Source organism: Bacillus sp. sid0103 (assembly GCF_019219025.1).
The window spans coordinates 88,236-114,448 of the sequence record NZ_JAHUWN010000020.1 but is presented as its reverse complement, the minus strand read 5'-3'; the positions used below and the strand labels follow the sequence as shown (position 1 = coordinate 114,448).

The window sequence follows — 26,213 nt, the reverse complement described above, 5'->3', positions numbered from 1 at the left end:
CCTGACACCCTATTTTTAGTGTAAAGCTTCGATAGTCAGATCTTTGGCGGGAAGGAAGTCTTCGCCGGTGTCCAAGTAATGGACGGTTACTTTATCACCTTCTTTTAAGTAGATAGCGAGTGGGGATTTTTCCGAAGAAACGATAAAGTTTTGGCGGTTGTTTAATAAGAATGAGACAACGGTGAAATCCCCGCTTTTTTCCTTGTAAACTCGCACAACAGTTCCGCTGATTTGCTTTTCTTCCGCCTTTGAATTTCCATCAACAGTGCCCTTGCCCCTTTGTAAAGCTGTTTTATATTGTTTAAGGGCCTCATTTGGGGTGCTGGCGTACACAGAAATTTCTGGATTAGCTGCTGATACAATAAAGTAATTTTGGAGAAATCCGTTTGAATCCAATACGGGTGTTAACCAACTAGCTTCCCCATAAAAATTATAAAGAATCGGCATTTGCCCAAGCCATTTCTTTTCAATAAATTTCTTCTCAATGATCTGCAAGGCACCTTGCGAATCCATATATGACTGCTCTGGATTTCCAGTATAGAATGTTGCTTTACCTGTCCGTGAGTTAGTCAGCGAGTACCCTAGCATGGAATCAACCCCTTCTTTAGGACTAGTGAAATCAGTGAAATAATACATCATTCCATTTTCATCAAAGATTGGGCTTACGTTTGACTCCGTTCCTTCATCGGAGGGCAGTTTCACATCAGACTTTCCGAATACACTATTCCAAAATCCATGAATGAGGTTTCCGTAATAGCTGTTTTGCAAACTAACAGCTTCAGGGGAGACTGCACCATCGATAAATTCTGGAACATTTGATAACGGAAATTCTTTCATTTCGCCACTTTTAGAATCGACGACGACAACACCCTTTGTATTAAATCCATTACGGGCGGAAATAAATTCACCGTAGGTACGGATATAATATGGTTTTCCGTCCTCGTCAATTTCTAATTGAACGTCGCCATAGAAAATTTTCATCGGATATTTCATGCGAATATGACGCTCAATATTTTTATTAAAATAAGAGGAAGGGGTATAAATCATTTCTGACTTAATGAATTTAGGATTAGCGCTAGAATCGGTTGCACTTAATGTAAAGTAGCCTGGTGTACTTTCTCCTTTCCACCATTTGAAAAAGCCCGAGAATTCAACGGGAGCGATGTATACATAATCCCCGTTCAGTTTTTGAATTTGCAGGTTTCCAAGCTCGTAGTAACTAGTGTTCGGTACCTGCCCAAATGCCTTTTTCATTTTGTTGCGGGCAAACTGCGGCGGAACGCTGGCAGGAGTTTCTTTCTCATCAAAGGTTTGAATCTCTACCTTTTCATCCATCTTGGCGACTTCATATTTTTCATCAGCATTAAATATAAACGCAGTTAAAAAATAAATCCCAAGGGCCACACTTGCTAGAAAGAGAATACCTTTAATCTTTCTTTCTGCCCCTTTAGAAAATACGGCTCCAGCAGCGGTAAGAACAATACCTAAAGGCCAAACCGAGGTGAAATTTCTATCATGATTACTTAAATAATAGAATAAAAACACAGCTAGCATAAGAATGGCTACAACTGTAATGAAGAGCCTGATTTTCCGTTTTTTTCCGTCTTTTTTACTTGACTGTTCATGTTTAAACATTGGGATTAGTATAACTGCTGCGGCTATCCCAATAATCAACGTAAATAGAAATATGCTCCCCATAAAAAATGCCCCTTTTCAACTAAGTCTTTCTACATTTACGGATATAAATCCAACAAGGTTTCATTTTTATTTTATTAATAGACTTGAAATACTTTGGTGACTATACTATTATATAATTTAATTGATTCACTATATATTGGTTCAATTAAGATTATTAAAACTACATATTGTGTTAGCCTTAAGAGATGATGCCATTGTGGCTTAATAGGGAATCTGGTGTAAATCCAGAACTGCCCCCGCAACTGTAATTGCTGACGAAATGAACAAACCACTGTATAAAACTGTCTAATTTATTAGGTACTTATATGGGAAGGGTTCAAAGTAGGTAGAAGCATGAGTCAGGAGACCTGTCTTTCTTAAGATGTTTCAACTTCTTCGGGGATTGAGAAGATGAACGGTGGCGACAAGAGGCATTAGAATATTGTTTATTTTTTTCCTTTTGGCATGTTATCGTTTCATCCGCTCAATGACCCTTGAGCGGATTTTTTTATTTTAGGGGGAAATGAATCATGATTAATGAGATTCTATCAGAACGTAATTATGTTTTAGAAACGATGGAACAAATTACAGGACAATATCAGATTGATACAAGGGAACTTAAAAAACAAATAAGCGAAATGAATGTATCGGAGCTAGAAGCAAACCAGCAAGCATTAATCTATGCAGTAAATCATATTGCTATGGACCAGCCGGATTGGACATATGTTGCAGCCCGTTTCTATTTAAATGAATTATATGGAAAATCCGCAATAAGTAGAGGTTATCACCATTCATTAAAATATGGTGACTTTTATCAATTAATAAAAGAATTAACCGATAGAGGGATCTATTCTAATGAATTATTAAGTTTATATAGTAAAGATGAAATCGATCAATTGGCAAAAGAGATTAATCCAGATAAAGATTTTTTATTTAATTACATAGGGTTATTTTTACTGGCGGATCGCTATCTTGCTCAAGATCATAATCGCAATGTGTATGAACTCCCGCAGGAACGGTTCATGATTATTGCGATGACACTTATGAAGTATGAAAGGCAGCCTATCCGCCTCCAGCTTGTAAAGGAAGCTTACTGGGCATTAAGTAATTTATATATGACGGTTGCAACCCCGACTTTAGCGAATGCAGGCAAAAGCTATGGGCAACTTTCTTCCTGCTTTATTGATACTGTAGACGATTCTCTTGATGGTATCTATTTAAATAACTGGGATATTGCCCGGTTAAGTAAAGATGGCGGAGGGATTGGCATCTATTATGGCAAAGTCCGCGCCCTTGGTTCCGATATAAAGAAATTCAAAGGAAACTCTTCTGGTGTGGTGCCGTGGATTAAATTGGTAAATGATACTGCGGTCAGTGTCGATCAGTTAGGTCAACGTCAAGGTGCCATTGCTATTTACCTGGATTTGTTTCATAAAGATATCATGAATGGGTTTCTCGATTTGAAAACAAATAACGGGGATGAACGCCGTAAAGCCCATGATATTTTCACTGGTGTCACCATACCTGATTTATTTATGAAAAAATTGGAAGAGAAAGATGAACAGGGCAGAAGTATTGGACAGTGGCATACATTTTGTCCCCATCAAGTAAAACAAATTATGGGTTGGAAAGATGACCAGGGGAACCTTCTCGGCCTTGAGGATTTTTATGATGAAACGGATGTTAAGTATTTTTCCGAGAAATATGAAGAGGCCACAAATAACCCGCTACTTCCTCGAAAAACCTATCGTGCAATGGATATTATGACACGTATCATGGTTGCCCAATTAGAAACAGGAACGCCATATATGTTTTATCGTGATGAAGTAAACAGGCAAAATCCAAATAAGCATGTAATGGGAAAGGGAAGGACCTCCATTTACTGCAGTAATTTATGTACAGAAATTGCGCAAAATATGTCCGCAACAACAATTGTTAATGAATACCAAGATGAAGACGGCAATATCGTCATGGTTCGGAAACCAGGTGACTTTGTAGTTTGTAATTTATCATCTATTAATCTGGCAAAAGCAGTACCTTCAGAAGGCATTGAGCGTTTAATTCGGATCCAAGTTAGAATGCTCGATAACGTAATAGATTTAAATACTATCTCGGTTGGACCAGCTCAATTAACAAATAAAAGGTACAGAGCAGTAGGGCTTGGTACGTTTGGCTGGCACCACCTATTAGCGCTAAAAGGAATACATTGGGAATCTGAAGCCGCAGTAAAGTATGCAGATCGTTTGTATGAGGAAATCGCCTATTTTACGATCCGTTCGTCCATGGAACTGGCAAAAGAGAAAGGGGCATATAGTAAGTTTAAAGGTTCGGATTGGCATACTGGATTGTATTTTGAGCGGAAAGGATACAAATCAGAAAGGTGGAATGAGTTAAAGAATGATGTAGCTAAGCACGGCATAAGAAATGGTTGGTTAATGGCCATTGCTCCGAACTCATCAACTGCCAAGATAGGAGGTTCCACAGATGGAATCGATCCAATTTATGCTGTTGAATATGCAGAGGAAAAGAAGAACTTTAAATTTAAAGTCACTGCACCTGATTTAAACCATATGACGTATGACTATTATCGTCGTTCGAGACATTCATTAGATCAACTTTGGAGTATTAAACAGAATGCAGCACGCGGACGGCATATTGATCAGGGGATTAGCTTTAACCTTTATGTTAGGCATGATATTAAGGCCAAGGACCTGCTTAACCTTCACATGGAAGCTTGGAAGCAAGGTTTGAAGACAACTTATTATGTAAGAAGCACTTCGCAAACAGAAATTGATGAATGTGAAGCATGCCATAGTTAACATCTTTTTAAGAATGAGTGGAGGAGAAATCCAAATGGATATTCATTTACCAATGTCAAAAATAAAACTGTTAAATCCAGAGTTTCCTAATAAATCAACTGGGATTATTAACGGACAATCATCTGGACTGCTTAATTGGAATGATATTGCCTATCCGCAAATATATGATTTATATCAGACATTATTGTCCAACTTTTGGAAGGCGCAAGAGATTAATATGCAGGATGATATTAAACAGTGGGACCTGCTCAGTTCAACAGAACAAGATGTTTTTTTGCGCATTAATACACAACTCGCTTCATTAGATAGCCTACAGACACCTACCATGTGTCAGGTGATGGACTATGTGACTGATTCTAGTTTTAAAGCAATATTTGCGGTTATTGCCCAGCAGGAAGCAGTTCACAATGAATCATACTCCTATATTCTAAGTTCACTTGTACCTTTAAGTGAACAAAATGATCGCTTCAATCAAGCAAAAAGTGATCCCATAGTGAAAAAACGAAATCAACTCATTTTAGATTCTTATGAAAGATTTCGAGAGAATCCCACACCTCAAAATCTTTTTCAATTAGGTGTAAATTCTATTAATCTTGAAGGTATTTATTTTTATGCAGGCTTTGCTTTTTTCTACCATCTTGCCCGTCAGCAAAAAATGCTTAAGACAAGTACAATGATTAGTTATATCCAACGTGACGAAATGCAGCATGCATATTTCATGGCCCAGTTTCTACGAATTCTCTTAACAGAACATCCGGAATTGAATACAGACGCGAATATTGATTATGTGTATAAGACAGTTGGACAAGCTGTCCAGCTTGAGAAAGAATGGGCCCATGTAATTTTGAAGGATATAGAAGGTATTAACTTGAATGAGTACGAAGAGTACACAGAATACCTTGCAAATAAACGTCTGCGCCAGCTTGGATTACCAAACTTATTCAGCGAAAGGATCAATCCAATGCCATGGATCCATGTTTTCAGCGATGAAATGATAAATGAAACAAAATCCGATTTCTTTGAACAGAAGGCGAGGACCTATGCAAAGGTAACCCAATCAAATGGCTTCGATGAATTATGAGGATGGCTCTTGTTTATTCCTCAAAAACGGGAAATACAGAAGAGGTAGTTCATTTGATTCGGCAGTTATTTTTAGAGGAAAAGATTGATGTCACACTTTTTCGAATCGAAGAATTTCCTGTTATGAATGTAATTCACTACGAGGCTGTTGTGATTGGTACTTACACTTGGGGAAATGGAGAAATTCCTCTAGAAATGATGGAGTTATATCGTGCTTTCGAAAAGTTGGATGTAAAGGGAATCCTTACAGGAGTGGTTGGCACGGGAGATAGTGGGTACCCGAAGTTTTGTGGAGCTGTTGATGAATTTAAAGATATGCTGTTCGTTCACACAAATTTAATGGTGACACTGAAGATTGAGCTAAGCTTACAAATGAATGATATTCTTAAGTGTCAAATGTTTGTAAGTAGTCTTGTTAAAGGTTTAAAGCGAAAGAAAGGAAAAGGGTAGTCCATCTACGGATGGACTACCCTTTTAATGTTGATCGTATCCCCATTAATATTTCACCTGATTTTACTGATAAGACCGTTCAAGTTCCTCAATCAATGACTCAACATATTCAACCGCTTTCCGAATTGGATCAGGTCTCGACATGTCGATACCTGCATGTTTCAATAACTCAAGTGGTTTCATTGTTCCACCCGCACGAAGGACATCGAGCCACCTTTCGACTGCTGGATGACCTTCTTCCTGAATCAGTTGAGCAATTGCTGTCGATGCCGTCAATCCTGCTGAATAGGTATAAGGATATAAGCCCATATAGTAGTGAGGCTGGCGCATCCAGGTTAGGCTGGCACCTTCATCGATTTCAACCGTTTCACCCCAAAACTCGGAAAGGACTGCACCAGTAACCTCTGATAATGTTTTAGCAGTAAGGGCTATGCCTTCCTCCGCAAGACCGTAGACTCTGCGCTGAAATTCTGCCTCGAGTAAATGAGTGACAAAGTTATGGTAGTAGGTTCCAAGCAGCTGTAGGACTACCCAGCGACGCATCTGTTTATCTTCCGTTCCAGCAAGCAAATGGTGGCCTAATAACATTTCATTCATTGTTGAAGGTGCTTCAATAAAATACATAGAAGGACGAACATTCATGATGCGCTGATTTTTATTCGATAAATAAAAATGCCCAGCATGACCGAATTCATGTGCTAAGGTGAAACATCCGCGCATGTTATCCTGCCATGTGATGAGAATATATGGGTGGGCCCCATAAGGGCTGGAACAGAAGGCACCCGTTGATTTTCCAACATTGTCAGCAAGGTCTATCCATCTCTCCTTAAAGCCCCTTTCGATGATCCCGACGTACTCAGGTCCCAATACTTTTAGTGATTCTAAGATTACTTCACTAGCTTCTTTAATGGTTATGGTTGGATTGAAATCTGGGTCTAGTGGCGCTTTCAAATCACAGAAAAGCATTTCGTCGAGTCCTAAAACTTTCTTCTTTAATTGGGCGAAACGGCGCATATGCGGGGCCAATTCTTTATATATGATATCGATCTGATTATTGTACATTTCCAGAGTAACTTGGTGCGGTTCTAAAAGCATTTGCTCTACGGATTCATACTTGCGCAGGCGAGAGAGTGTTACTTGCTTTTTCACCTCTGTCGAGTATGTTGCTGCCATCGTATTTCTATATTGTTTAAGAGTAGAAACGAATGAGTCATAAGCTTTTCTGCGAGTATCAGTATTAGGTGAAAATTCATGCTTGCTCTCAAATAAGGCAAAGGATACAGGCTGTTCGTTGCCTTCTGAATCATGAATCGGAGTAAACTCCATATCTGCTAATTTGGTCATTTGATAGATTTGATAAGGGGCTCCTTGCAGTTCACCAAGAGCAGCCAGTACTTCTTCCGTTTCTGGTGAGAGCATATGTTTTTTCGTCTCAAGTAGTTCTACAAGGTTTTTACGGAATGGTTCCAGCTCTTGTTCTTCTCGAAGGTATTTTTCAACTGTTCCCTCTTTAAGTGCAAGGATTTCAGAATTAATGAAGGATAAGACAGCCATCCCTTTTGTGCGTAAAGCAGAAAACTTAGCGGAATTTGCCTGATTCACTGGGTCTGTTCCGTCAGCTGATTGTTTTAGATTTGCATATGTCCAGGCTTTTATTATTCGCATTGAAAGCTGTTCTTGTGCGCTTAAACAGTCTAATAAAGCTTTTGAACCTGTATGTAAGGTGCCTTTAAATTTAGCAAACTGCGCTATTTCTTTCTCAATCACATATAATTCATCTGCCCAGGCTTGCTCAGAAGGAAATAAATCAACTAGATTCCAAGTCAATTCTTCAGAAACCTCAGAGCGGGTCAACCGTTTCCCAACTGTTTTTTTCATTAAATCTCCTCCTCAAATCTTTCGAATTTACTAAATTTTATCATAGATTTTTAGAAAATTGTGTCAAATGATAGTTGGTGTCAGGCACCGACTACAGAATTCTCAATATTTGGTCTATTGGTTGACCGCTTATTTTTTTTGATGGTATTATTTATCTGTTAGATATTGAAATCGTTTTCAATATGCGTGGAGTGAAACTTAAGTTCTAGATTTACTAAGAAAAGTATAGGGGGAGATCTAAATGACTGAAGAGGTAGTTAATGCAATTCAAGATGAGTATCCGGCTGATTTTGCTTGGTGTTATGGCTGTGGTCGATTGAATGAAGGGGGACATCATTTTCGAACTGGCTGGCAGGGTGAGCAAACAGTAACTCTTTTCACACCAGAAGCAGAGCATCTAGCACTTCCAGGTTTTGTTTATGGCGGCATTGTTGCCTCATTAATTGATTGTCATGGGACTGGTTCGGCAGCACTAGCCCTTCATCGGAAAAATGGCCATGAAACTGGGGATGGAGCGGAGCCTCCAAGGTTCGTAACTGCTTCCTTAAATGTGAATTTCCTCAAGCCCACTCCACATGGTATACCTTTAAAAGCAATTGGAACCGTACATGAAATTCACCCTAAAAAGTTTAAGGTTGAGACGGAGGTTTACGCCAATGATGTAATTTGTGCTCGTGGAGAGGTCGTCGCTGTTGTTATGCCTAAATCCTTTTTTTAAATAGGAAATTAAATAAATTCAGTTTTAGCCGGTCCTACTATTGGGAATCGGCTTTTTTTACTTCATGAAGGGTATCTCGAAAAAAAGTAAGTTTTACTAACATGTATTAAATCAATTTTATAAAATTTATGTTAGAAACCATTCCACATTTACAGAAAAACTTAATAAGGTATGCAATACTGACGTTAGAGAAATAAGTGACTTCATTTGTCAAAAAATAATGGGTCATTAGACTAAAAGCAGGGGGGTGAGCCAAATGGTTCGTACTATTGCTCAGTTTCTCACAATATTAGTAATATATTTGATCGGAACAAGGCTTGTTACTTGGCTGGATCTTCCTGTCCCAGGAAGTATTGTTGGTATGGCCCTCTTATTCATTGCATTGGTGTCAGGTGTTTGTAAGCTCAAATGGATTGAAGCATGCGCCCAGTTGCATATCAGACATATAACGCTTCTATTTATTCCCTTTATAGTAGGTGTTTGGCATTTTGCGGGGATTTTTAGAGCAGAAGGAATAAAATTAGCCATTACCCTAGTAGCAAGCAGCCTGGTCGTTCTTCTTGTTACAGCTTTTATTGCTGAGTATTTAGAATCTAAAAGAAAAAGGAGTAAACAAAATGGGAACAATGATTTCTAATATATTGTTATGTACCAGCATTACTGTGATGAGTTATGCAGCAGGAAATAAGGTGTTTAAAACGTATAACAAGGCATGGTTAAATCCGTTATATACTGTAACAGTGTTCATCATTTGTTTATTGACGCTTTCTCATGTGCAATTCGCCCAATATTCTTCTGGAACAGGAATATTTTCACTTTTATTAGGAACTGCCACTGTATCACTCGCTGTTCCCCTATATAAACATGTGAGAATTATTCAAAAAAATTTCTTAATTATTTTCTGGGCGGTCATGCCAGGCACATTAACTGGTGTAATTTCAATTGTCTTATTGACGAAGTCTTTGCACATGAATAAGGAAATTATGTTGTCGCTTATCCCAAAATCTGTAACTGCTCCAATTGCCTTATCAGTATCCCAGTCATTAGGGGGTATTCCGTCACTTACGATTTTGTTTGTATGTATTTCTGCTGTTTTTTCATTAATGATTGGACCATTTCTTTTAAATTTTACTCGGATTAGAAGTAGAATTGCTAAAGGATTAGCGTTAGGAACCTCAGCCCAGGCAATTGGTGCCAACCGTGCATTTGAATGGGGTGAAATCGAAGGGGTGATGGGGAGCATCGCGATGATTACTTCCGCATTGATTATGTCTATTATGATACCTTTATTATTACATCTTTACCTTTTTTAAAAAACTAATAATCCTAATTAAAAAATTCAATAGCTCATATTAAAACAATTTTAATGAAAATGAAATATTTTTTTCGAAACCAAAAATACCCATCCGTCGTCAAATTAAATAGAAGCAGATAAATAAGGAGGCGAAGGGGTGGAGGGGATTAGAAAAATGGCCGTTACCCTCGTGATTGTTTCAGTCATAGGATGTGGTCTAGTTTTCAGCAGTTTTGGATCTGCGCTTTTTCAGGAGGGAAATCCAATACCATTAATTATTTCTGCATTGAAACTTCACTTTTCCGATTCTGAATTTGAACTGTTCTCAAAAACAGAAAAACGTAGCAGGTTCTTGTCGGAAAGGAATGGAAGTAGCAGCTACAATGTGGTAAATAAATATATGAAATCAAAAGGGTGGAAGTTTCAAGAACAAATGGGTTCAGGGTTAATATTTACAAAAAATGGTGAGGATGCAATTGTAGTGGTAAAACCATATTTAAAGAATTACTTTATTTGGGAAATTCAGCAACGCTTTTCAAATAATAAAAGCCTTACATACACAACCCCCTAATCCATGGATTAGGGGGTTGTGTCTATCGACTCTGTCAGACTATAGAAAGACTCAATCAATTCATTAAGCTGCCCGAGCTCTTTTTTCCAAAGTGTAGCGGGGTTTTGCTTTAAAGATAACAGGGCACTTTGAATAAGATACTTTCTTGGTGATCTAGTATGGATGATTTCTTCTTGAATAAAATCCAAAAGTTCATTGTATTTGTTTTGTTCTTCTACTTCCTGAATGCTCTTCGTTATCGATGACCGTAACGTTACCGTTATTTTCATCAACTGGGTGATTATCTCTTGATTGTTTATTTCGCAGCCAGGAACCCATTTTTCTAAAGTTTTAGGTTCAATTAATTGCTCGCCTGATTCAGAAACCTCATCAACCATTTTAACTATTCGCGCCACACTGTAGCGGACAACACTGCTTATTTTTTCACCAGATTCATGGGCCATTCTATTGTATTGAACATTATGTTGTAATATCCCCTGAAACATAATCGCACAGTCTAACAGGAATGGCTTTTTCCCTTCGCCGAAGATGTCGATAAACCGATTGAAATACCAACGAAGCGCATTTAAACGACTCCGTTGGACAAATTGTTTGAGGTCAGCATCATTAGAGGACAATACTTCCTCGTAGAGGGCAATTAATTTATTTTTCCTATTAGAAATCATTTGCATTTCCACTTGCTTAATGAAAATCTCAATACTTGAAGGGTTTTGACCGATTAGTAAATCGTTTCGATCCTTTTCCAGCTTCTTATAAATTGTTTTATAAATCGCGATTAATAATTCACTCTTAGATGAAAAATAATTATAAAATGTCCCTTTAGAAATCCCGCTATAGTCTAAAATATCCTGTATAGACGTTGCTTGGAATCCTTTATCGATGAATAATTGATGAGCCATATTTACTACATGCAGTTTGCGGTCATTCATAAAATCACCTTTATTTCAATTTGTACTATTAGTATAAAATTATAGTACATTATTTATAGAATGATTACAAACCCATAATTTTGTAGGTTTTTTTAATTGCAAAAATTGAACTCTGCGTATATTATTATGTAAGTGTGAAATAGGTGTATAAAAAAATGAACATATATTATAGGGGGAACTTTAATGAATCAAACCATAAAAAAGACTGCAGGCCCACCGTATGGCGTTCTTGCCGTACTGATAATCGGCGCTTTTATTGCATTCTTAAATAACACATTGTTAAATATCGCACTGCCTTCGATCATGGCAGACTTAAAAATTGAACCATCAACTGGTCAGTGGTTGATAACCGGTTTTATGTTAGTGAATGGAATACTGATTCCATTATCAGCATTTTTAATTCAAAAATTTTCTGTCCGGCAATTATTCCTAGCAGCCATGCTTTTATTTACGTTAGGAACGGTATTAGCCGGCTTTGCTCATACCTTTCCATTATTGTTATCTGGTCGGATGATTCAGGCTTCTGGATCAGCGATTATGATGCCCTTGTTAATGAATGTAATGTTAACAAGTTTTCCAGTTGAAAAACGTGGATTAGCTATGGGGGTTTTCGGGTTAGTATTAATGTTTGCTCCTGCAATTGGCCCGACTTTATCGGGTTGGATTATTGAACACTATGACTGGAGAATGCTGTTTCATTTTGTCACACCAATCGCGATTCTCGTCGTTTTGCTTGGCTTTTTCTTGCTTAAGGATAAAAAAGATAAGGTGGATATACGTCTGGATTTCTTATCTGTGGTGTTATCCAGCATAGGTTTTGGCGGTATCCTTTATGGATTTAGTTCAGCTGGTAAAGAAGGATGGGATAGTCCTCAGGTTTATGGGACGCTTGCTGTTGGTCTCATTTCATTGGTAACATTTATTTTGCGTCAATTAAGACAAGAACGGCCACTCCTTAACTTCCGGATTTATAAATACCCAATGTTTGCTTTATCTTCTGCAATATCCATGGTAGTTACAATGGCGATGTTTTCAGGTATGCTTCTTCTGCCAATTTATGTCCAAAATATTCGCGGAATTTCCCCGATAGATGCGGGTTTAATGTTGTTGCCAGGGGCAATTCTAATGGCCATTATGATGCCGATTACAGGTAAACTATTTGATAAGTTCGGTGGTCGTGCTTTAGCTATTATTGGTTTAGCAATTACCGTAATAACAAGTTACTTATTTAGTAAATTAACACTGGAAACCACATATCCTCATTTAATTATTTTATACACGATCCGTATGTTTGGTTTTTCAATGGTAAATATGCCAGTTACGACCAATGGCTTAAACCAATTACCGGCACGGTTTTATCCACACGGCACAGCGATGAACAATACGATGTCGCAGGTATCCGGTGCGATTGGTACAGCGTTATTGGTAACGGTAATGACCACCCGTGCGAAAACACATGCTACTGAACTAATTGCTGCTGCAAAGAAGGCTGTACCAAATCCATCAGTCAAAATAACGGAAGCAATGCAATTAAAAATGCAGCATGATATTCAAATGAAAGCTACGTTAGAAGGTATTAATGATGCTTTCTTTGTTACCGTCTTTATCGCCGGTCTTGCTTTGGTGCTTGCCTTATTTATTAAACGGGCGAAGCAAGCGGAAAATCCAGGTGAAGTAAAACCTTCTACACATAAGGTAAAAGCGAAATTAGCGGAGAATTAAATTGCACGAGAAAGAGGGGACTTAAAGAGTCGCCTCTTTTTTTGATTATAAACATCTTCACATTTGCTTTTTTATAAATAAACAATCAAAATTAGAAGCAGATAAGCGATTCATAGGAGGATATTCTGATGTTAAAAGACAAAATCAAACAGTACATCACTGAACAGCAAAATAGTTCAAATGGAAATATAACCATTTTTAAAGAAGAAAAAGAATATGTTGAAAAGAATCAGTTAGCAGATCATATACAATTTTTGGAGAAGGATAAGAAGGCGCGCTTCGCTGACGCTTACATAGAGAGATGTGATAAAGAATCTGAAAACATGATCAAAAACGAATCATCATCCTTTTTAAATGAGCCGCTTGATTTCTTAAAAAAGCATAAAAGTGAATTTATCTATGTGGAATCGAATTGGTTTGAAATCATTAGTGTCGAAGCTGTTTCTTTAGAAGCAGATGATGTGTTCGGGACTTATGATGTTATGTTAGGTTTAAAACTCCAAAAGAAATTTGAAAAAACGTTAAAGGAAAATTTGAATTTCCTCTTACATGGGGATGAAGCGAAATTTGATTTAATGTTTAGTTTAGAGGATGGCTTATGGAATTTGAATTTTGCCTTAAACTATGTCGATGGTTTTAAGGAAGAGATCACAATAGGTGAGGCGTTCCAGCTCATTTATCAGTTTTTATTTCAGTTGGTTGAAGCGGTGGAAGGGGAACGCAAGTAGCATTTGTCAAAGACGCATGGATAATAATCGATCCATGCGTTTTATGATTCATTCGCTTTAACTAGAGGAGAGATGTTAATAGATGCGAGTCATTTCCATATGCCCAAGTAATACGGAAGTCATCGAATATCTGGGTTTAACACACTTACTAGTAGGAGTGGACGACTTTTCCGATTGGCCAGCCTCAATCGAAAGTCTCCCTAAGTTAGGTCCAGATTTGTCCATTAATATGGATTTAGTTGAACAATTGCAGCCAGACATGGTCCTTGCATCCCTAAGTGTTCCAGGGATGGAAAAAAACGTGGAAGCTTTACAGAAACGTGGGATTCCCCATCTTGTTTTAAATCCGCAATCACTAACTGATATTGAAAATGATTTAATGACAATAGCAGAAGCACTAGGGGAACTTGAACGGGGAGTAGATGCGGCCCGGCAATTTCATTTCCGTCTGGAAAAAGTAAAACAGCGAAGTGCAAATCTTAGTTACAGGCCAAGTTTGTACTGGGAATGGTGGCCAAAGCCGATATTTACCCCAGGAAAAGTAAACTGGCTTACAGAGATCTCCCAGGCTGCTGGAGCAGTGAATATCTTTCAAGATGTTGAATTAGCTAGTGTTCAGACGGATTGGGAGGATGTAGTAAGTCGCAAGCCCGATTTTATTTGTCTTGCTTGGGTAGGTGTAAGGAAGGAAAAGATTCAAAAAAGCATCGTGAAAAAGCGGTCTGGATTTGAGAAATTAGGATTTTCAAGTGATGAGCGAATTCTGATACTTGAGGAAGAGCTTTACTGTAGACCCTCTCCACGGCTCCTTGATGGATTAGAGAGGTTAGTAGAGTTAATCCATAGAAATCAATGACCATGCAATGATAAAATGAAAAGGGAGGGTATCACCCTCCTATAAAAATTAATTAATATCCTGCTCAGAAATCGAAATCGCCGAACCCGTTGAGGTGTGCGCGTTGACCCATCCAAGCGAGGTTTCTGACACATTCGTCCAATTTGGAATTTCATCCTTATGCTGTTCCACCCAGCTCATACAATATTGCGGGTCAATATTATAATCGAGGCACTGGGCTAGAAAAGCTTGGATAGTTTCTTCATTACAATTCTGCCAAGACCCACATGTATTGATCCACACATTTTCCATTTTCGTCTGTAACGAAACCTCATTAATAAAATTACTAAATTGGAAATCGTTAGGCATCTATGTTCCTCCTTTAAAAAAAATTTCACATCCTTCAGTATGTCCAACGAGAAAATAATTGAACATAAAAAACAAATTAATTTCAAAAGTTTATCATTACTAAGGTTTATATCGCTTTGTCTTCTTCACTTAAAGGTGAAAATTTATTTTTCTTACTTAACCAATAAGCTCCCATAAATATCGCGATTTGAATAGGGACAGAATAGATAAACCGCCAATGTATAGGGTTGTATACCTTCAACCATGCGAAAAAAGGTTCGGCTATATTGGAACTAAGGAGGGCGAAGAATATCGCTTTAAGCAATGGATTTCCTTTTGGACGAAACTGTAATAATACCATAATTGTTAAGGGCATAAGCGTAACGTCCCAAGGAAAGTATGTTGGAAGAACGGGGATCACATGGTATCGATAATGCCATAAACCTAATTGGTCTCCGATAATATCAAGCATAACGGAGATAGACATGACATAAAAACCCACATACATCAGTAGGTCGGTACTTTGCCTTTTTCTAATCATGAACCAAATCATCCAAGGCAAAATGGAAAGAGCAACTCCCATCCACCATAATCCTGAAAAAAGGACATGTTCTTTCCAAAGATCAATTTTAAGATCAATTAAATCTTCAATTTTATCCACGTTTTTATCTAGTATATTAATAACTTTATCGTTATTTTCCATATTTACCTCTTTAGTTCTGGATCGTTCTTTTTAGGTTTTATACAAACAAGGGAAAATATACTTCTGAGGATTAATATTCTTCATTATTCCTGGGGATTATGCCATAATCTAAATGTAGTCGATTCATCAATTTTTTTATAGGAATTGAGTTAAATGGTTGGATCGAAAGGGGACTAGATGTGAATAACAGGAAAAAAACTGCCCTGATTCTAGGTGCTACCGGACTAGTAGGTAATGAATTAGTAAAAATACTCACCCAACAAAAAAATTATGAAAAGTTACACTTGTTAGTTCGAAGACCGATTGAAAGCAATAATGCTGTATGTGAAGAGCATGTTGTTGATTTTGAGCAGCTTCATACATACCGAGAATTATTTCAGGTAACAGACGTCTTTTGCTGTTTAGGGACTACAATAAAAAAAGCAAAAAGCAAAGAAGCTTTTCGTAAAGTAGACTATGAATATCCAATCGGGGCAGCCAAAATAGCAAAAGTGAGTGGGGTAGAGAAATTTCTCATTATAACCGCGATGGGTTCAAATCCAAAATCAAGGATTTTTTATAATCAAGTTAAAGGTGAAGTTGAGGAATCTCTTGGTAAGTTAGATTTACCATCCGTTCATATTTTTAGGCCATCATTATTATTAGGGGAAAGATCAGAATTTCGTTTTGGTGAAAAAATGGCAGCAAAAGCAAGTGCTTTCTTCAATGTATTCATGGTTGGTCCATTACGTCCTTATAAAGCAATTGAAGCTAAAACCGTAGCAGCAGCAATGGCCGCAGTAGCCGAATCTAGTAAAAGTGGAGTAAATATTTATCCATCACATACGATTGATCAAATTGCGAAAGAAAAAAATAAAACCATTTAATAATTTAGTCTGAGAGGTAAGTAAAATGGAAAAAGGCTTGACAGGAAAGCGAGTCGTCATCTGCGGATCGCGCAAGATAGAAGAAATAAGTACCTTAATTAAAAAACAGGGAGGTATTCCTCTCGTTCGACCCCTTCAAGGGACAGTATTTTTGGCAGAGAAAGAAGTAGAACCAGATTTAAAGGAATTCGTGGAAAATGGTGCAGATTGGGTGATTTTCACCACTGGGATTGGCTTTGAAACCCTAGTCGATCTAGCAGGAAGACTTGGGATACAAGATTCATTTTTTAAGAATATTCGCCAAGCAAAGATTGCATCGAGAGGATATAAGACCTATTCTGCCCTTAAGAAATATGATCTTCAGCCACTCGTGGTCGATGAAGATGGCACAACTAAGGGATTAGCGCTCGCGCTCGAAAAAGAAGATTTATCTGGAAAGAGGGTGATGGTTCAACTACATGGTGAAACAGCTCCATCATTAACAAATTTTTTAAAAGAGCGTGGGGCAACTGTAAAAAAGATACTTCCTTATCAACATATACCCCCTGAAAATGAGACAGTCGACCAGTTACTTCATGAACTGAAATTCGATAAGTGTGATGCGGTTTGTTTTACCACGGCTACACAGGTTCATTCACTTTTTGACTATGCACGTAAACAAAGTATCAATTCAGAAATTGTGGCCCTGTTTAAGGAAAAGGTGGTTGCTGGAGCTGTTGGGAAAGTGACTGAAGCAGCATTAAAAGATGAAGGAATAGAAAGAATTGTTGTTCCTGAAAAGGAACGAATGGGAGCAATGGTTATCAAGTTAGCTAAATTTTATCTAAGTTAAACTAGTATTCGTGTACCTGCATGACGTTTGGTACACTTTTTTTATAAGGCTGTGTTAAACGATATTGTTGATATTTCACCTGTGTTGATTGGAGCGGAAATCAACATGTAAGTTTTACACAACCTTTTTGAAAACGGGTGAATGTCATAACTGTAGAAAATGTCGAGAAGTTTTTAACAGAATTATATCGAAATTTATGTTTTTCTAAGTGAGACGAAGTCCAAGTAAATAAGTAATGAAAAGGGTGAGTAAACCTTCCAGCGTGTATAAATAAAGTATGGAAGATTATTTGACAATTCGATATATTTTTACAATTTTTTTGGTATTATTATGTTAAATTGAAAAAGTATTCAGAAAAGAGTACATGAAAAGTAAGTCCTCTGTAAAGTCTTTATCCAACATTCCCTATCAATGCCAACTTACATCAATGTTCCTCTAGGATTCTACATTCATTGGCAACAACTTTCTTTTTACATAATGGTTAATTTATTGCATGCATCATTTTACAGATTGTCAGGTGAAATGCCTATTTACAGTCTGTAAAATTATTATAAGATGCAGAATTTTCTGCGAAATACATAAATGCGTTAAAGGAGTTGGTCCCTTTTTGGTAATATCAGTTTATTAAAGCGCTTACATTTTAGAGTTCAAAAAAAGCAGGACAACTTTAAAAACCCATAAGTATTGAAAAATCCATATATATAAAAGGAGGTTTCTCTATGGCGAATGAAAAAATGCAGCGTATTTCCTTATCCCATCTTGAAAAGAACTTTCTAGAAGTGGAAAAGGGGCTGACAAACCGAGAAGCTGTTGAAGAATCTAATCGTTGCCTCTATTGCTATGATGCTCCATGTATTAAAGCCTGTCCGACAGGTATTGATATTCCTACCTTTATTAAAAAAATTGCCTCAGGAAACTTGTTAGGATCTGCCAAAACAATCATGTCTTCCAATCCTGTGGGTGCAAGTTGTTCGAGGGTTTGTCCAACCGAAGAACTTTGTGAAGGGGCTTGTGTCCTAAATCACTCCACCAAGCCAATCATGATTGGCGACTTACAAAGATATGCTACGGATTGGGCAATGGCAAATAATCAAACACTGTTTCAAGCTGGTCAAGCAAACGGAAGGACAGTGGCTGTTATCGGTGGTGGTCCGGCAGGATTATCTTCAGCCAGAGAATTGGCAAGATTAGGGTACGAGGTAACGATCTTTGAAGGAGCCGAGAAAGCAGGCGGTTTAAATACGTATGGTATTGTCTCATTCCGATTACCGCAAAGGGTATCTTTCTGGGAAGTAGAGCAAGTCGAGAAATTGAATGTAGAAATTAGAACGAACACGTTAGTCGGCAAGGATATTTCAGTTGAAGAAATTACTGAAAAGTTTGATTATATCGTCCTGGCGGTGGGGATGGCACATGTTCCAAACCTTGGAGTGGAAGGAGAAAACCTCGCAGGTGTCTATGATGCGATCGAATTTGTTAAGGCAACAAAAAGCGGTCAGTTATCCGATGAATTTGTTGGTAAACGAGTAGCTGTGATTGGGGCCGGAAACACCGCGATTGATGGTGCAACCTGTTCTGTCCGCTTAGGAGCTGAAAACGTCAAAATCTTATATCGAAGAACAGAGGAAGAAATGACCGCGTATGACTTTGAATATGAATTTGCTAAACAGGACGGAGTGGAATTCCGTTGGTTAACAGCACCAAAACGAATTATCGGTGATGAATCTGGAAAAGTAACGGGAATCGAGTGTATCAAAATGGAGCTCGGCGAGCCTGAACTAGATGGCCGACGCCGCCCTGTAGCCATTGAAGGGTCTGATTATGTACTTCCTGTTGATGCCGTGGTAAAAGCCATTGGACAAACCAGACACCTTAAACTGATTGAAGAGTTTGGTCTTGAGCATAATGGTGGTGTTGTCAAGGTAGACTCAGAATCATTCCAAACCTCCAATCCAAAAGTATTTGCTTGTGGTGATGTCGTGTTTGGTAAAGGAAACGGAGACGCCATGGTCGTAACGGCTGCCCAACAAGGAAAAGATGTGGCTTATGCGATTCACAAACAATTATCTGTTGTAGGAACGGTAAACTAACTTCTTATTTGATAAAGGGGAGAAATATAGATGGCTGATTTACGTATCGATCTTGCAGGGATTAAATCTCCTAACCCATTCTGGCTGGCATCGGCTCCGCCAACCAACTCTGGTTATCAAGTGCAAAGAGCCTTTGAAGCAGGCTGGGGCGGGGCTGTCTGGAAAACATTAGGAGATCCGATATTAAATGTATCTTCAAGGTTTGCTGCGGTAAGTTTTAACGGACAAAGAGTAGCCGGTTTTAATAATATTGAACTTATTACTGACAGACCATTAGAGGTCAATTTAAAAGAAATCTATGAAACTAAGAAACGGTTTCCAAACCATGCCATCATTGCTTCGTTGATGGTGGAACCGAAGCAGGAAAAGTGGCATGAGATCGTTAAACGAGTCGAGGATGTCGGTGTTGATGGACTTGAGTTAAATTTCGGCTGTCCTCACGGAATGGCCGAACGTGGCATGGGAGCAGCTTCAGGTCAGGTGCCTGCCCTTGTTGAACGTCAAACCTATTGGGCGAAGGAAGTTGCCAAGACACCTGTCATTGTAAAATTAACACCAAACATAACCGATATCACCGCTACGGCTGAAGCTGCCTGCAATGGTGGTGCTGATGCAATAAGTATGATTAATACGATTAACAGCCTAATGGGCGTCGACCTCGATACCTGGAATACGATTCCACATGTTGCAGGAAAAGGAGCACACGGTGGATATTGCGGACCTGCAGTAAAGCCGATTGCCTTAAATATGGTCGCAGAATGTGCAAGGCATCCACATATTAATGTCCCAATTTCTGGGATTGGCGGGATTTCTGACTGGAAGGATGCCGTTGAATTTATGTTAATGGGTGCAACAGGAGTTCAAGTTTGTACAGCTGCCATGCACCATGGTTTTCGAATTGTTGAGGACATGATTGAAGGTCTTAGCAATTACCTGGATAGTAAAGGGATTGCTTCCGTTTCTGAAATCATGGGGAAATCTGTACCTAAATATTCGGATTGGGGTAATTTGGATTTAAATTACAATATCGTTGCAAAAATCAATACGGATGTCTGTATTAATTGCAATAAGTGCCATATTGCCTGCGAAGATACTTCACACCAATGTATTGATATGGTAACAGACGAAAATGGAAAGAGCATTCTTAAAGTTAGGGAAGAAGATTGCGTCGGCTGTAACCTATGCTCAATTGTATGTCCTGTCGATGGGGCAATTGACATGGTGGAAATCCCAAGTGAATTGATGCCGATGACCTGGAACGAGCGGCAGGCTGCCTTAAGTGGAGTAGCCGTGACTAAAGCAGATATTACCAAGTAAAAGATACGGAGGGAATTGTAGATGAAAAAAATTATCAAAAATGGCACGATCGTCACTGCTTCTGACACCTATCAAGGAGAAATATTAATTGAGGATGGGAAGATAACACAAATCGGCACGAATTTAACAGCGATTGGGGCAGAAATTATCGATGCAAAAGGCTGTTTTGTTTTTCCGGGCGGGATTGATCCACACACCCATCTCGACATGCCTTTTGGTGGAACGGTAACGAAGGATGATTTTGAATCAGGAACCATCGCAGCTGCCTTTGGTGGTACGACAACGGTTATTGATTTTTGCTTAACGAATAAGAGTGAGCCACTAAAGAATGCCATTCAAATTTGGCATGATAAATCAAAAGAGAAAGCGGTCATTGATTATGGCTTCCACTTGATGATCTCAGAAATCAACGAGGATGTCCTTAATGAACTGCCGCAGGTTATTAGTGAAGAAGGAATTACTTCTTTTAAGGTATTTATGGCCTACAAAAATGTCTTTCAAGCGGATGATGAAACATTGTTTAAGACCCTTATTTCTGCGAAAGATCATGGAGCCTTGGTTATGGTCCATGCAGAGAATGGGGATGTCATCGATTACTTAACGAAGAAAGCCCTTGATGAAGGGAATACAGCTCCAATTTACCATGCTTTAACAAGACCGCCTGAATTAGAGGGAGAGGCTACAGGCCGTGCCGCAAATTTCACCGGGCTAGCCAATTCCCAACTGTATGTGGTCCATGTATCTTGCGCTGAGGCTGTTGAACAAATTGCTAAAGCACGAGCTAAAGGCTTTGATGTCTGGGGAGAAACATGCCCGCAATATTTAGTCCTTGACCAAAGTTATTTAGAAAAACCTAATTTTGAAGGAGCAAAATATGTATGGTCCCCGCCGCTAAGAGAGAAATGGAATCAGGATGTACTTTGGAATGCGTTGAAGAGCGGTCAGCTGCAGACCCTTGGATCAGATCAATGCTCGTTTGATTTTAAAGGCCAAAAGGATTTAGGAAGAGATGACTTTACTAAAATTCCGAACGGCGGCCCAATTATTGAAGATCGATTATCGGTTTTATTCTCTGAGGGGGTGAAGAAAGGACGGATAAGTCTAAATCAATTTGTTGATATTACTTCAACGCGGAGCGCTAAGCTATTTGGTTTATTTCCGAAAAAAGGAACAATCGCCATTGGTGCAGATGCGGACCTTGTAATCTTTGATCCTAACATCGAACGTGTAATTTCAGCTGAAACACATCATATGGCTGTGGATTACAATGCGTTTGAAGGAATGAAGATTACTGGTGAGCCTGTTTCCGTGCTGTCCCGTGGAGAATTTGTTGTCCGCGATAAGCAGTTTGTAGGTAAACCTGGATCTGGTCAATATTTGAAGCGTATGAAATATAATAAAAATGCTCTCGTAAACCAAGGCGAAACTCTATCAATCTAACCTTTATAGAATAAAGCACAAATACGATAAGAAATATATGAATGAAAAAGGGGGGAGATTGGATGTCAGAACATCAGCAATTTTTAGATGAAAGAGACAAAATTGATTTTCTCATCCAAAAAGGGTATCGGATTAGTGGTGTCAAAGAACATCTTAATGGGGCTACAGTTGAATTTGCACATCCAAAAGGAAATGTAACTGAAATTTTGAAAATTGGAACGGCAAATGCCCGTAAGTATTTTGCTAGTCTCCTATTAAAGCAAAACCACTCAAGATAGAACAGGGTTAAAAATAGAGTAAAAAGGGGGTGGGAAGTATGGAATTTTCTTTAAGATCCAAAGATAATGCCTATCCTTGTGAAGTCACAATTGACGAAGACAATGGCCGTTATACGATTCGAAAGTCCGATTCGAGCGGAGAATACTTTAACTCTGCGAAAGAATTAGTAGTTTGGATTTTGGAAAATTGGCACTCTGAGGATTTTCTTGATCGAGTGGAATTTGAATCAATGCTTAGCCAAATAAAAGTATACTTCCCAATAATCCATTAGAAATAACTGAAAGGATTGGTTGAAAGGCCAATCCTTTTATCAACCATTATTTCTGTTCAAATTTTTCCAAGGAGAGTCAAATGATCAAAGACCATTTTCATTTAACAGTGGCAGATATTTTAAAGCGAAAAAATTTTGAAAATGCACGGGTTATTGCCGGGGAAAAAGGTATCCAACGCTTTGTCAAATGGGTTCATGTTGTCGAGGTCACCAGTATTCGAAATCTCCTTAATGGAAATGAACTTATTCTCTCTACTGGTGTTGCCTGGAGGGAAAATACCGATTTATTTGTCTCGATGGTAAAGGAATTTCTTGAAAACCAAGCTGCAGGTTTATGCATTGAAATGGGAACATATATGACGGAGATTCCAACTGAAGTCATTGAAATTGCAAATGAACATCAATTCCCTATCATTATTTTTTCTCAGGAAGTTCCGTTTGTACAGATTACTCAAGACATTCATTCTATGATCATTAACCAGCAATACCAGAAGATATCTGATTTAGAGAATTACTCTCAAAACCTGAATAAACGACTCCTAACGATCGAAAGTTATGAAGATATTTTGCAATGTATGTATTCTGCTTTGGATTTACAGATTATTTTTCGTTTGAAAAATCAAGAGTATGAATTTGTTCCACACATCAATCAACATGATCAAAAATCTATGATTATCCAGCTCAAAGCACTCAAAACACACCCATGTGAAAACATTGCCTCATCCCCAATTTTCTTGTTTGAGCAAGAATGTGCAGAGTTATTTATTTATTCGAAAGATCTTCCGATAAGTGAATACGATTTATTGATTTTAGATCGGACCGCTACAGCAATTGCCCAACATTTATTAAGGGATATGTATGTCGAAGAAAAAAAACGTGCAGAAGAGTTTGAGTGGTTGTATGGCTGGCTTGAAGGTGAACATTCACCCGAAGGCATTAGTGAATATTTTGTGCAGAATGGAATCAAAACAAAAACCAACGAGGCCGTTGTCTTAATTGCAAAACTTATTCCCCTCAAAGAGAAAATAACTCAAGATGTCACCTATCTCAAATTATTATTTCGTTCTGTACTTGAACAAAATGGCTTCACGGCATTATCGGTTGAAAAAAGAAATGAAATAACCTTCATTCTTGTAAACAACCGGGCAAAAAAGAATGTAAAGGAACGCATTAAAACGGCAATCGAATCGATAATCGAATCCGAGTTTATTAGGAAACAATGTTCAGCGAAAATAATGATTGCTGCTGGGAGTTTTATCGGGAATTTACATGATGTACATAAAAGTTATCAATCAGCAAAAGAAACTCAGCGAATCCAGCAAAAAATGTCTAATAAAGCAGACTATTATTTTTATGAAGATTTGCATTTATATCGTCTAATCTCACAGATGAGTAAACATATCAATCTTCAAGAGGTTGCAGCTGAGTATTTACAGCCAGTTATTCACTATGATCAAAAATATAATGGCAAGCTGTTAGAGACATTAAAAGTCTATTTAGAGTGTAATGGCTCAAAGCAGGAAGCAGCAAGCAGGCTTTATATCGTCAGGCAGACACTGTACCATCGTTTGCAAAAGCTTGAAAACATTCTTGGCGAGGACTTTATGGAACATGAAAAACGTGTGGCTATCGAATTTATGCTGCTCGTTCAGGACTATTTAGCATCGTCCTAATCCAATGTAAATAATAACCAATTTCGAAAACTGGAATAATCGTAGATGGTTGCTCATATCGTCAAAGAAATGCCGCACCTCATTTTACAGAATGTCTAATGAAAGCAGCTTCTAGATACGAGATAATGAGGTTACAAGGATTACAATATTAGAAAATTCAAAACAATAGATAACAATTAGGAGGTTGAATATATGAGTGTAACGAAAAAGGAAACGGCAGTTTTAAAAAATTATATTAACGGTGAATGGGTGGACTCCAATAGTGATCAAACCCTGGATGTACCGAATCCTGCCACGAATGAACTGTTAACCAAGGTTCCTGTGTCAACGAAAGAGGATGTAAATCTAGCTGTAACAGCAGCTAAAGCAGCCTTTAAAGAGTGGAAAAATGTCCCTGTCCCAAAACGAGCAAGAATTCTTTTTAAGTATCACTACCTGTTAACTGAAAACCATGAAGAATTAGCTAGATTAATTGTTTTAGAAAATGGAAAGGCATACAAAGAAGCATACGGAGAGGTCCAGCGCGGCATCGAGTGTGTTGAATTTGCCTCGGGTGCACCAACGCTAATGATGGGCGAAACATTATCAGGAATTGCTGAAGATATTGATTCTGAAATGTTCCGTTACCCAGTTGGGGTTGTCGGCGGGATCACCCCGTTCAACTTCCCGATGATGGTCCCGCTGTGGATGTTCCCGCTTGCGATCGCTTGCGGAAATACATTTGTACTAAAACCATCTGAACGCACACCAATACTAGCTAATCGATTAGCAGAGTTGTTTACAGAAGCTGGAGCACCAAAAGGCGTGTTAAATGTGGTACACGGAGCTCATGATGTTGTCAATGGTTTACTAGACCATAAGGACATTGCCGCGATCTCATTTGTAGGCTCACAGCCAGTTGCCAAGTATGTTTATCAACGTGCTGCTGCCGAAGGAAAGAGAGTTCAAGCTTTATCTGGCGCTAAAAATCATCATATTGTAATGCCGGATGCCGATATGGATAAGGCAGTTCAACATATTATCAGTTCCACTTTTGGTAGTGCAGGTCAGCGCTGTATGGCTTGTAGTGCAGTCGTAGTTGTCGGTGATAATGTGCCATTTGTTGCTGCACTAAAGAAAAAGGCGGATGAATTAATTATCGGAAACGGAATGGATGATGAGGTGTTATTAACACCAATTATCCGCAAGGAACACCGCGAAAAAGTTCTAGAATATATTGAAAAAGGGCTTAATGAAGGTGCTGACTTAATTAGGGATGGACGGAGAGAAATGGATGAATTGCCTGAAGGAAATTTCTTAGGGCCAACGATTTTTGATCACGTCACACCGGAGATGACGATTGCAAAAGAGGAAATCTTTGCACCGGTGTTAAGCTTGCTCCGTGCCAATGATTTAGATGAAGGATTGGAATATATCCGTAAATCTAGATATGGAAATGGAGCGACCATTTATACCAACAATGCTAAAGCTGTCCGTCAATTCCGTGAAGAAGCAGATGCAGGTATGCTTGGAATTAATGTTGGTGTTCCGGCAACCATGGCATTCTTCCCATTCTCAGGCTGGAAGGATTCGTTCTATGGTGACATGCATGTAAACGGAAAAGATGGTCTGAATTTCTATACACGGAAGAAAATGATTACTTCACGCTTTGATGGTTAGAAAAGGGAAAACGCCCTTGCAATGCTAGACAATA

General features: G+C 38.4%; 24 protein-coding genes and 1 riboswitch. Of the genes, 19 read left to right on the top strand and 5 right to left on the bottom strand.

Annotated features, from left to right (window positions below; genetic code table 11):
* Positions 1–15: 15 nt before the first annotated feature.
* Positions 16–1,698 (bottom strand): DMT family transporter, encoded by a 1,683-nt coding sequence (locus KW850_RS21270; protein WP_218349763.1) that lies wholly within the window; start codon positions 1,696–1,698, stop codon positions 16–18.
* A 168-nt stretch (positions 1,699–1,866) separates the two neighbouring features.
* Positions 1,867–2,067, top strand: a riboswitch (cobalamin riboswitch).
* A 185-nt stretch (positions 2,068–2,252) separates the two neighbouring features.
* Between KW850_RS21270 and KW850_RS21265 the strand changes: the two genes are divergently transcribed.
* From KW850_RS21265 to KW850_RS21255, 3 genes are read left to right on the top strand one after another with little or no spacing between them, the layout of a single operon-like run.
* Positions 2,253–4,496, top strand: coding sequence for a ribonucleoside-diphosphate reductase subunit alpha (locus KW850_RS21265; RefSeq protein ID WP_374226376.1), 2,244 nt, complete (start codon positions 2,253–2,255; stop codon positions 4,494–4,496).
* Between the two features lie 34 nt (positions 4,497–4,530).
* The gene (locus KW850_RS21260; RefSeq protein ID WP_218349761.1) at positions 4,531–5,577 is read left to right on the top strand and encodes a ribonucleotide-diphosphate reductase subunit beta; all 1,047 of its coding nucleotides are present in this window, start codon (positions 4,531–4,533) and stop codon (positions 5,575–5,577) included.
* Positions 5,574–6,026 (top strand): flavodoxin domain-containing protein, encoded by a 453-nt coding sequence (locus KW850_RS21255; RefSeq protein ID WP_218349760.1) that lies wholly within the window; start codon positions 5,574–5,576, stop codon positions 6,024–6,026. The genes KW850_RS21260 and KW850_RS21255 overlap by 4 nt, the downstream gene beginning before the upstream one ends.
* Before the next feature lie 63 nt (positions 6,027–6,089).
* Here the strand turns inward: KW850_RS21255 and pepF are convergent, their stop codons facing one another.
* Complete coding sequence (gene pepF / locus KW850_RS21250; RefSeq protein WP_218349759.1) at positions 6,090–7,904, bottom strand: oligoendopeptidase F; 1,815 nt, start codon at positions 7,902–7,904, stop codon at positions 6,090–6,092.
* Positions 7,905–8,145: 241 nt separating this feature from the next.
* On the opposite strand from pepF, the gene KW850_RS21245 reads away from it, so the two are divergent.
* The 4 genes from KW850_RS21245 to KW850_RS21230 all read left to right on the top strand — a co-directional run bounded on the left by KW850_RS21245 (position 8,146) and on the right by KW850_RS21230 (position 10,487).
* Positions 8,146–8,622, top strand: a complete 477-nt coding sequence (locus tag KW850_RS21245) for a PaaI family thioesterase (protein ID WP_218349758.1) — start codon at positions 8,146–8,148, stop codon at positions 8,620–8,622.
* A gap of 256 nt (positions 8,623–8,878) precedes the next feature.
* A complete protein-coding gene (locus KW850_RS21240; protein WP_218349757.1) occupies positions 8,879–9,259 on the top strand; it encodes a CidA/LrgA family protein in 381 nt (126 codons plus the stop codon).
* On the top strand, positions 9,240–9,935 hold the full coding sequence (locus KW850_RS21235) for an LrgB family protein (RefSeq protein ID WP_218349756.1): 696 nt from the start codon (positions 9,240–9,242) through the stop codon (positions 9,933–9,935). Before KW850_RS21240 ends, KW850_RS21235 begins: the two co-directional genes overlap by 20 nt.
* Before the next feature lie 138 nt (positions 9,936–10,073).
* Positions 10,074–10,487, top strand: a complete 414-nt coding sequence (locus tag KW850_RS21230; protein WP_218349755.1) for a hypothetical protein — start codon at positions 10,074–10,076, stop codon at positions 10,485–10,487.
* An 8-nt stretch (positions 10,488–10,495) separates the two neighbouring features.
* On the opposite strand, the gene KW850_RS21225 is transcribed toward KW850_RS21230, so the two are convergent.
* The gene (locus KW850_RS21225) at positions 10,496–11,416 is read right to left on the bottom strand and encodes a TetR/AcrR family transcriptional regulator (RefSeq protein WP_218349754.1); all 921 of its coding nucleotides are present in this window, start codon (positions 11,414–11,416) and stop codon (positions 10,496–10,498) included.
* Positions 11,417–11,599: 183 nt separating this feature from the next.
* Between KW850_RS21225 and KW850_RS21220 the strand changes: the two genes are divergently transcribed.
* The 3 genes from KW850_RS21220 (at position 11,600) to KW850_RS21210 (ending at position 14,722) form a co-directional block, all read left to right on the top strand.
* The gene (locus tag KW850_RS21220) at positions 11,600–13,138 is read left to right on the top strand and encodes a DHA2 family efflux MFS transporter permease subunit (RefSeq protein ID WP_218349753.1); all 1,539 of its coding nucleotides are present in this window, start codon (positions 11,600–11,602) and stop codon (positions 13,136–13,138) included.
* A 128-nt stretch (positions 13,139–13,266) separates the two neighbouring features.
* On the top strand, positions 13,267–13,866 hold the full coding sequence (locus KW850_RS21215) for a branched-chain amino acid aminotransferase (RefSeq protein ID WP_218349752.1): 600 nt from the start codon (positions 13,267–13,269) through the stop codon (positions 13,864–13,866).
* Positions 13,867–13,948: 82 nt separating this feature from the next.
* Positions 13,949–14,722 carry a cobalamin-binding protein gene (locus KW850_RS21210; RefSeq protein ID WP_218349751.1) on the top strand — a complete coding sequence of 258 codons (774 nt, stop codon included), beginning with the start codon at positions 13,949–13,951 and terminating at the stop codon, positions 14,720–14,722.
* 48 nt (positions 14,723–14,770) lie between these two features.
* On the opposite strand, the gene KW850_RS21205 is transcribed toward KW850_RS21210, so the two are convergent.
* Together KW850_RS21205 and KW850_RS21200 are read right to left on the bottom strand one after the other, a co-directional pair.
* Entirely contained in the window at positions 14,771–15,070 is a 300-nt protein-coding gene (locus KW850_RS21205; protein ID WP_218349750.1) for a hypothetical protein, read from the bottom strand.
* Positions 15,071–15,176: 106 nt separating this feature from the next.
* Complete coding sequence (locus tag KW850_RS21200; protein ID WP_218349749.1) at positions 15,177–15,752, bottom strand: CBO0543 family protein; 576 nt, start codon at positions 15,750–15,752, stop codon at positions 15,177–15,179.
* A gap of 179 nt (positions 15,753–15,931) precedes the next feature.
* Here KW850_RS21200 and KW850_RS21195 point away from each other — a divergent pair, with 179 nt between their 5' ends.
* From KW850_RS21195 to KW850_RS21155, 9 genes are all read left to right on the top strand, one after another.
* Entirely contained in the window at positions 15,932–16,618 is a 687-nt protein-coding gene (locus KW850_RS21195; protein ID WP_218349748.1) for an NAD(P)H-binding protein, read from the top strand.
* A gap of 25 nt (positions 16,619–16,643) precedes the next feature.
* A complete protein-coding gene (locus KW850_RS21190) occupies positions 16,644–17,450 on the top strand; it encodes a uroporphyrinogen-III synthase (RefSeq protein WP_218349747.1) in 807 nt (268 codons plus the stop codon).
* Positions 17,451–18,169: 719 nt separating this feature from the next.
* A complete protein-coding gene (locus KW850_RS21185; protein WP_374226375.1) occupies positions 18,170–19,540 on the top strand; it encodes an NAD(P)-dependent oxidoreductase in 1,371 nt (456 codons plus the stop codon).
* A gap of 30 nt (positions 19,541–19,570) precedes the next feature.
* The gene (gene preA, locus KW850_RS21180; protein WP_218349746.1) at positions 19,571–20,857 is read left to right on the top strand and encodes an NAD-dependent dihydropyrimidine dehydrogenase subunit PreA; all 1,287 of its coding nucleotides are present in this window, start codon (positions 19,571–19,573) and stop codon (positions 20,855–20,857) included.
* A gap of 21 nt (positions 20,858–20,878) precedes the next feature.
* On the top strand, positions 20,879–22,297 hold the full coding sequence (hydA, locus tag KW850_RS21175) for a dihydropyrimidinase (protein ID WP_218349745.1): 1,419 nt from the start codon (positions 20,879–20,881) through the stop codon (positions 22,295–22,297).
* A gap of 62 nt (positions 22,298–22,359) precedes the next feature.
* Positions 22,360–22,575 (top strand): hypothetical protein, encoded by a 216-nt coding sequence (locus tag KW850_RS21170; RefSeq protein WP_218349744.1) that lies wholly within the window; start codon positions 22,360–22,362, stop codon positions 22,573–22,575.
* 38 nt (positions 22,576–22,613) lie between these two features.
* Complete coding sequence (locus KW850_RS21165; protein WP_218349743.1) at positions 22,614–22,847, top strand: hypothetical protein; 234 nt, start codon at positions 22,614–22,616, stop codon at positions 22,845–22,847.
* A gap of 80 nt (positions 22,848–22,927) precedes the next feature.
* Entirely contained in the window at positions 22,928–24,520 is a 1,593-nt protein-coding gene (locus tag KW850_RS21160) for a PucR family transcriptional regulator (protein ID WP_218349742.1), read from the top strand.
* 192 nt (positions 24,521–24,712) lie between these two features.
* Positions 24,713–26,179, top strand: a complete 1,467-nt coding sequence (locus KW850_RS21155; protein WP_218349741.1) for a CoA-acylating methylmalonate-semialdehyde dehydrogenase — start codon at positions 24,713–24,715, stop codon at positions 26,177–26,179.
* Positions 26,180–26,213: the final 34 nt, after the last annotated feature.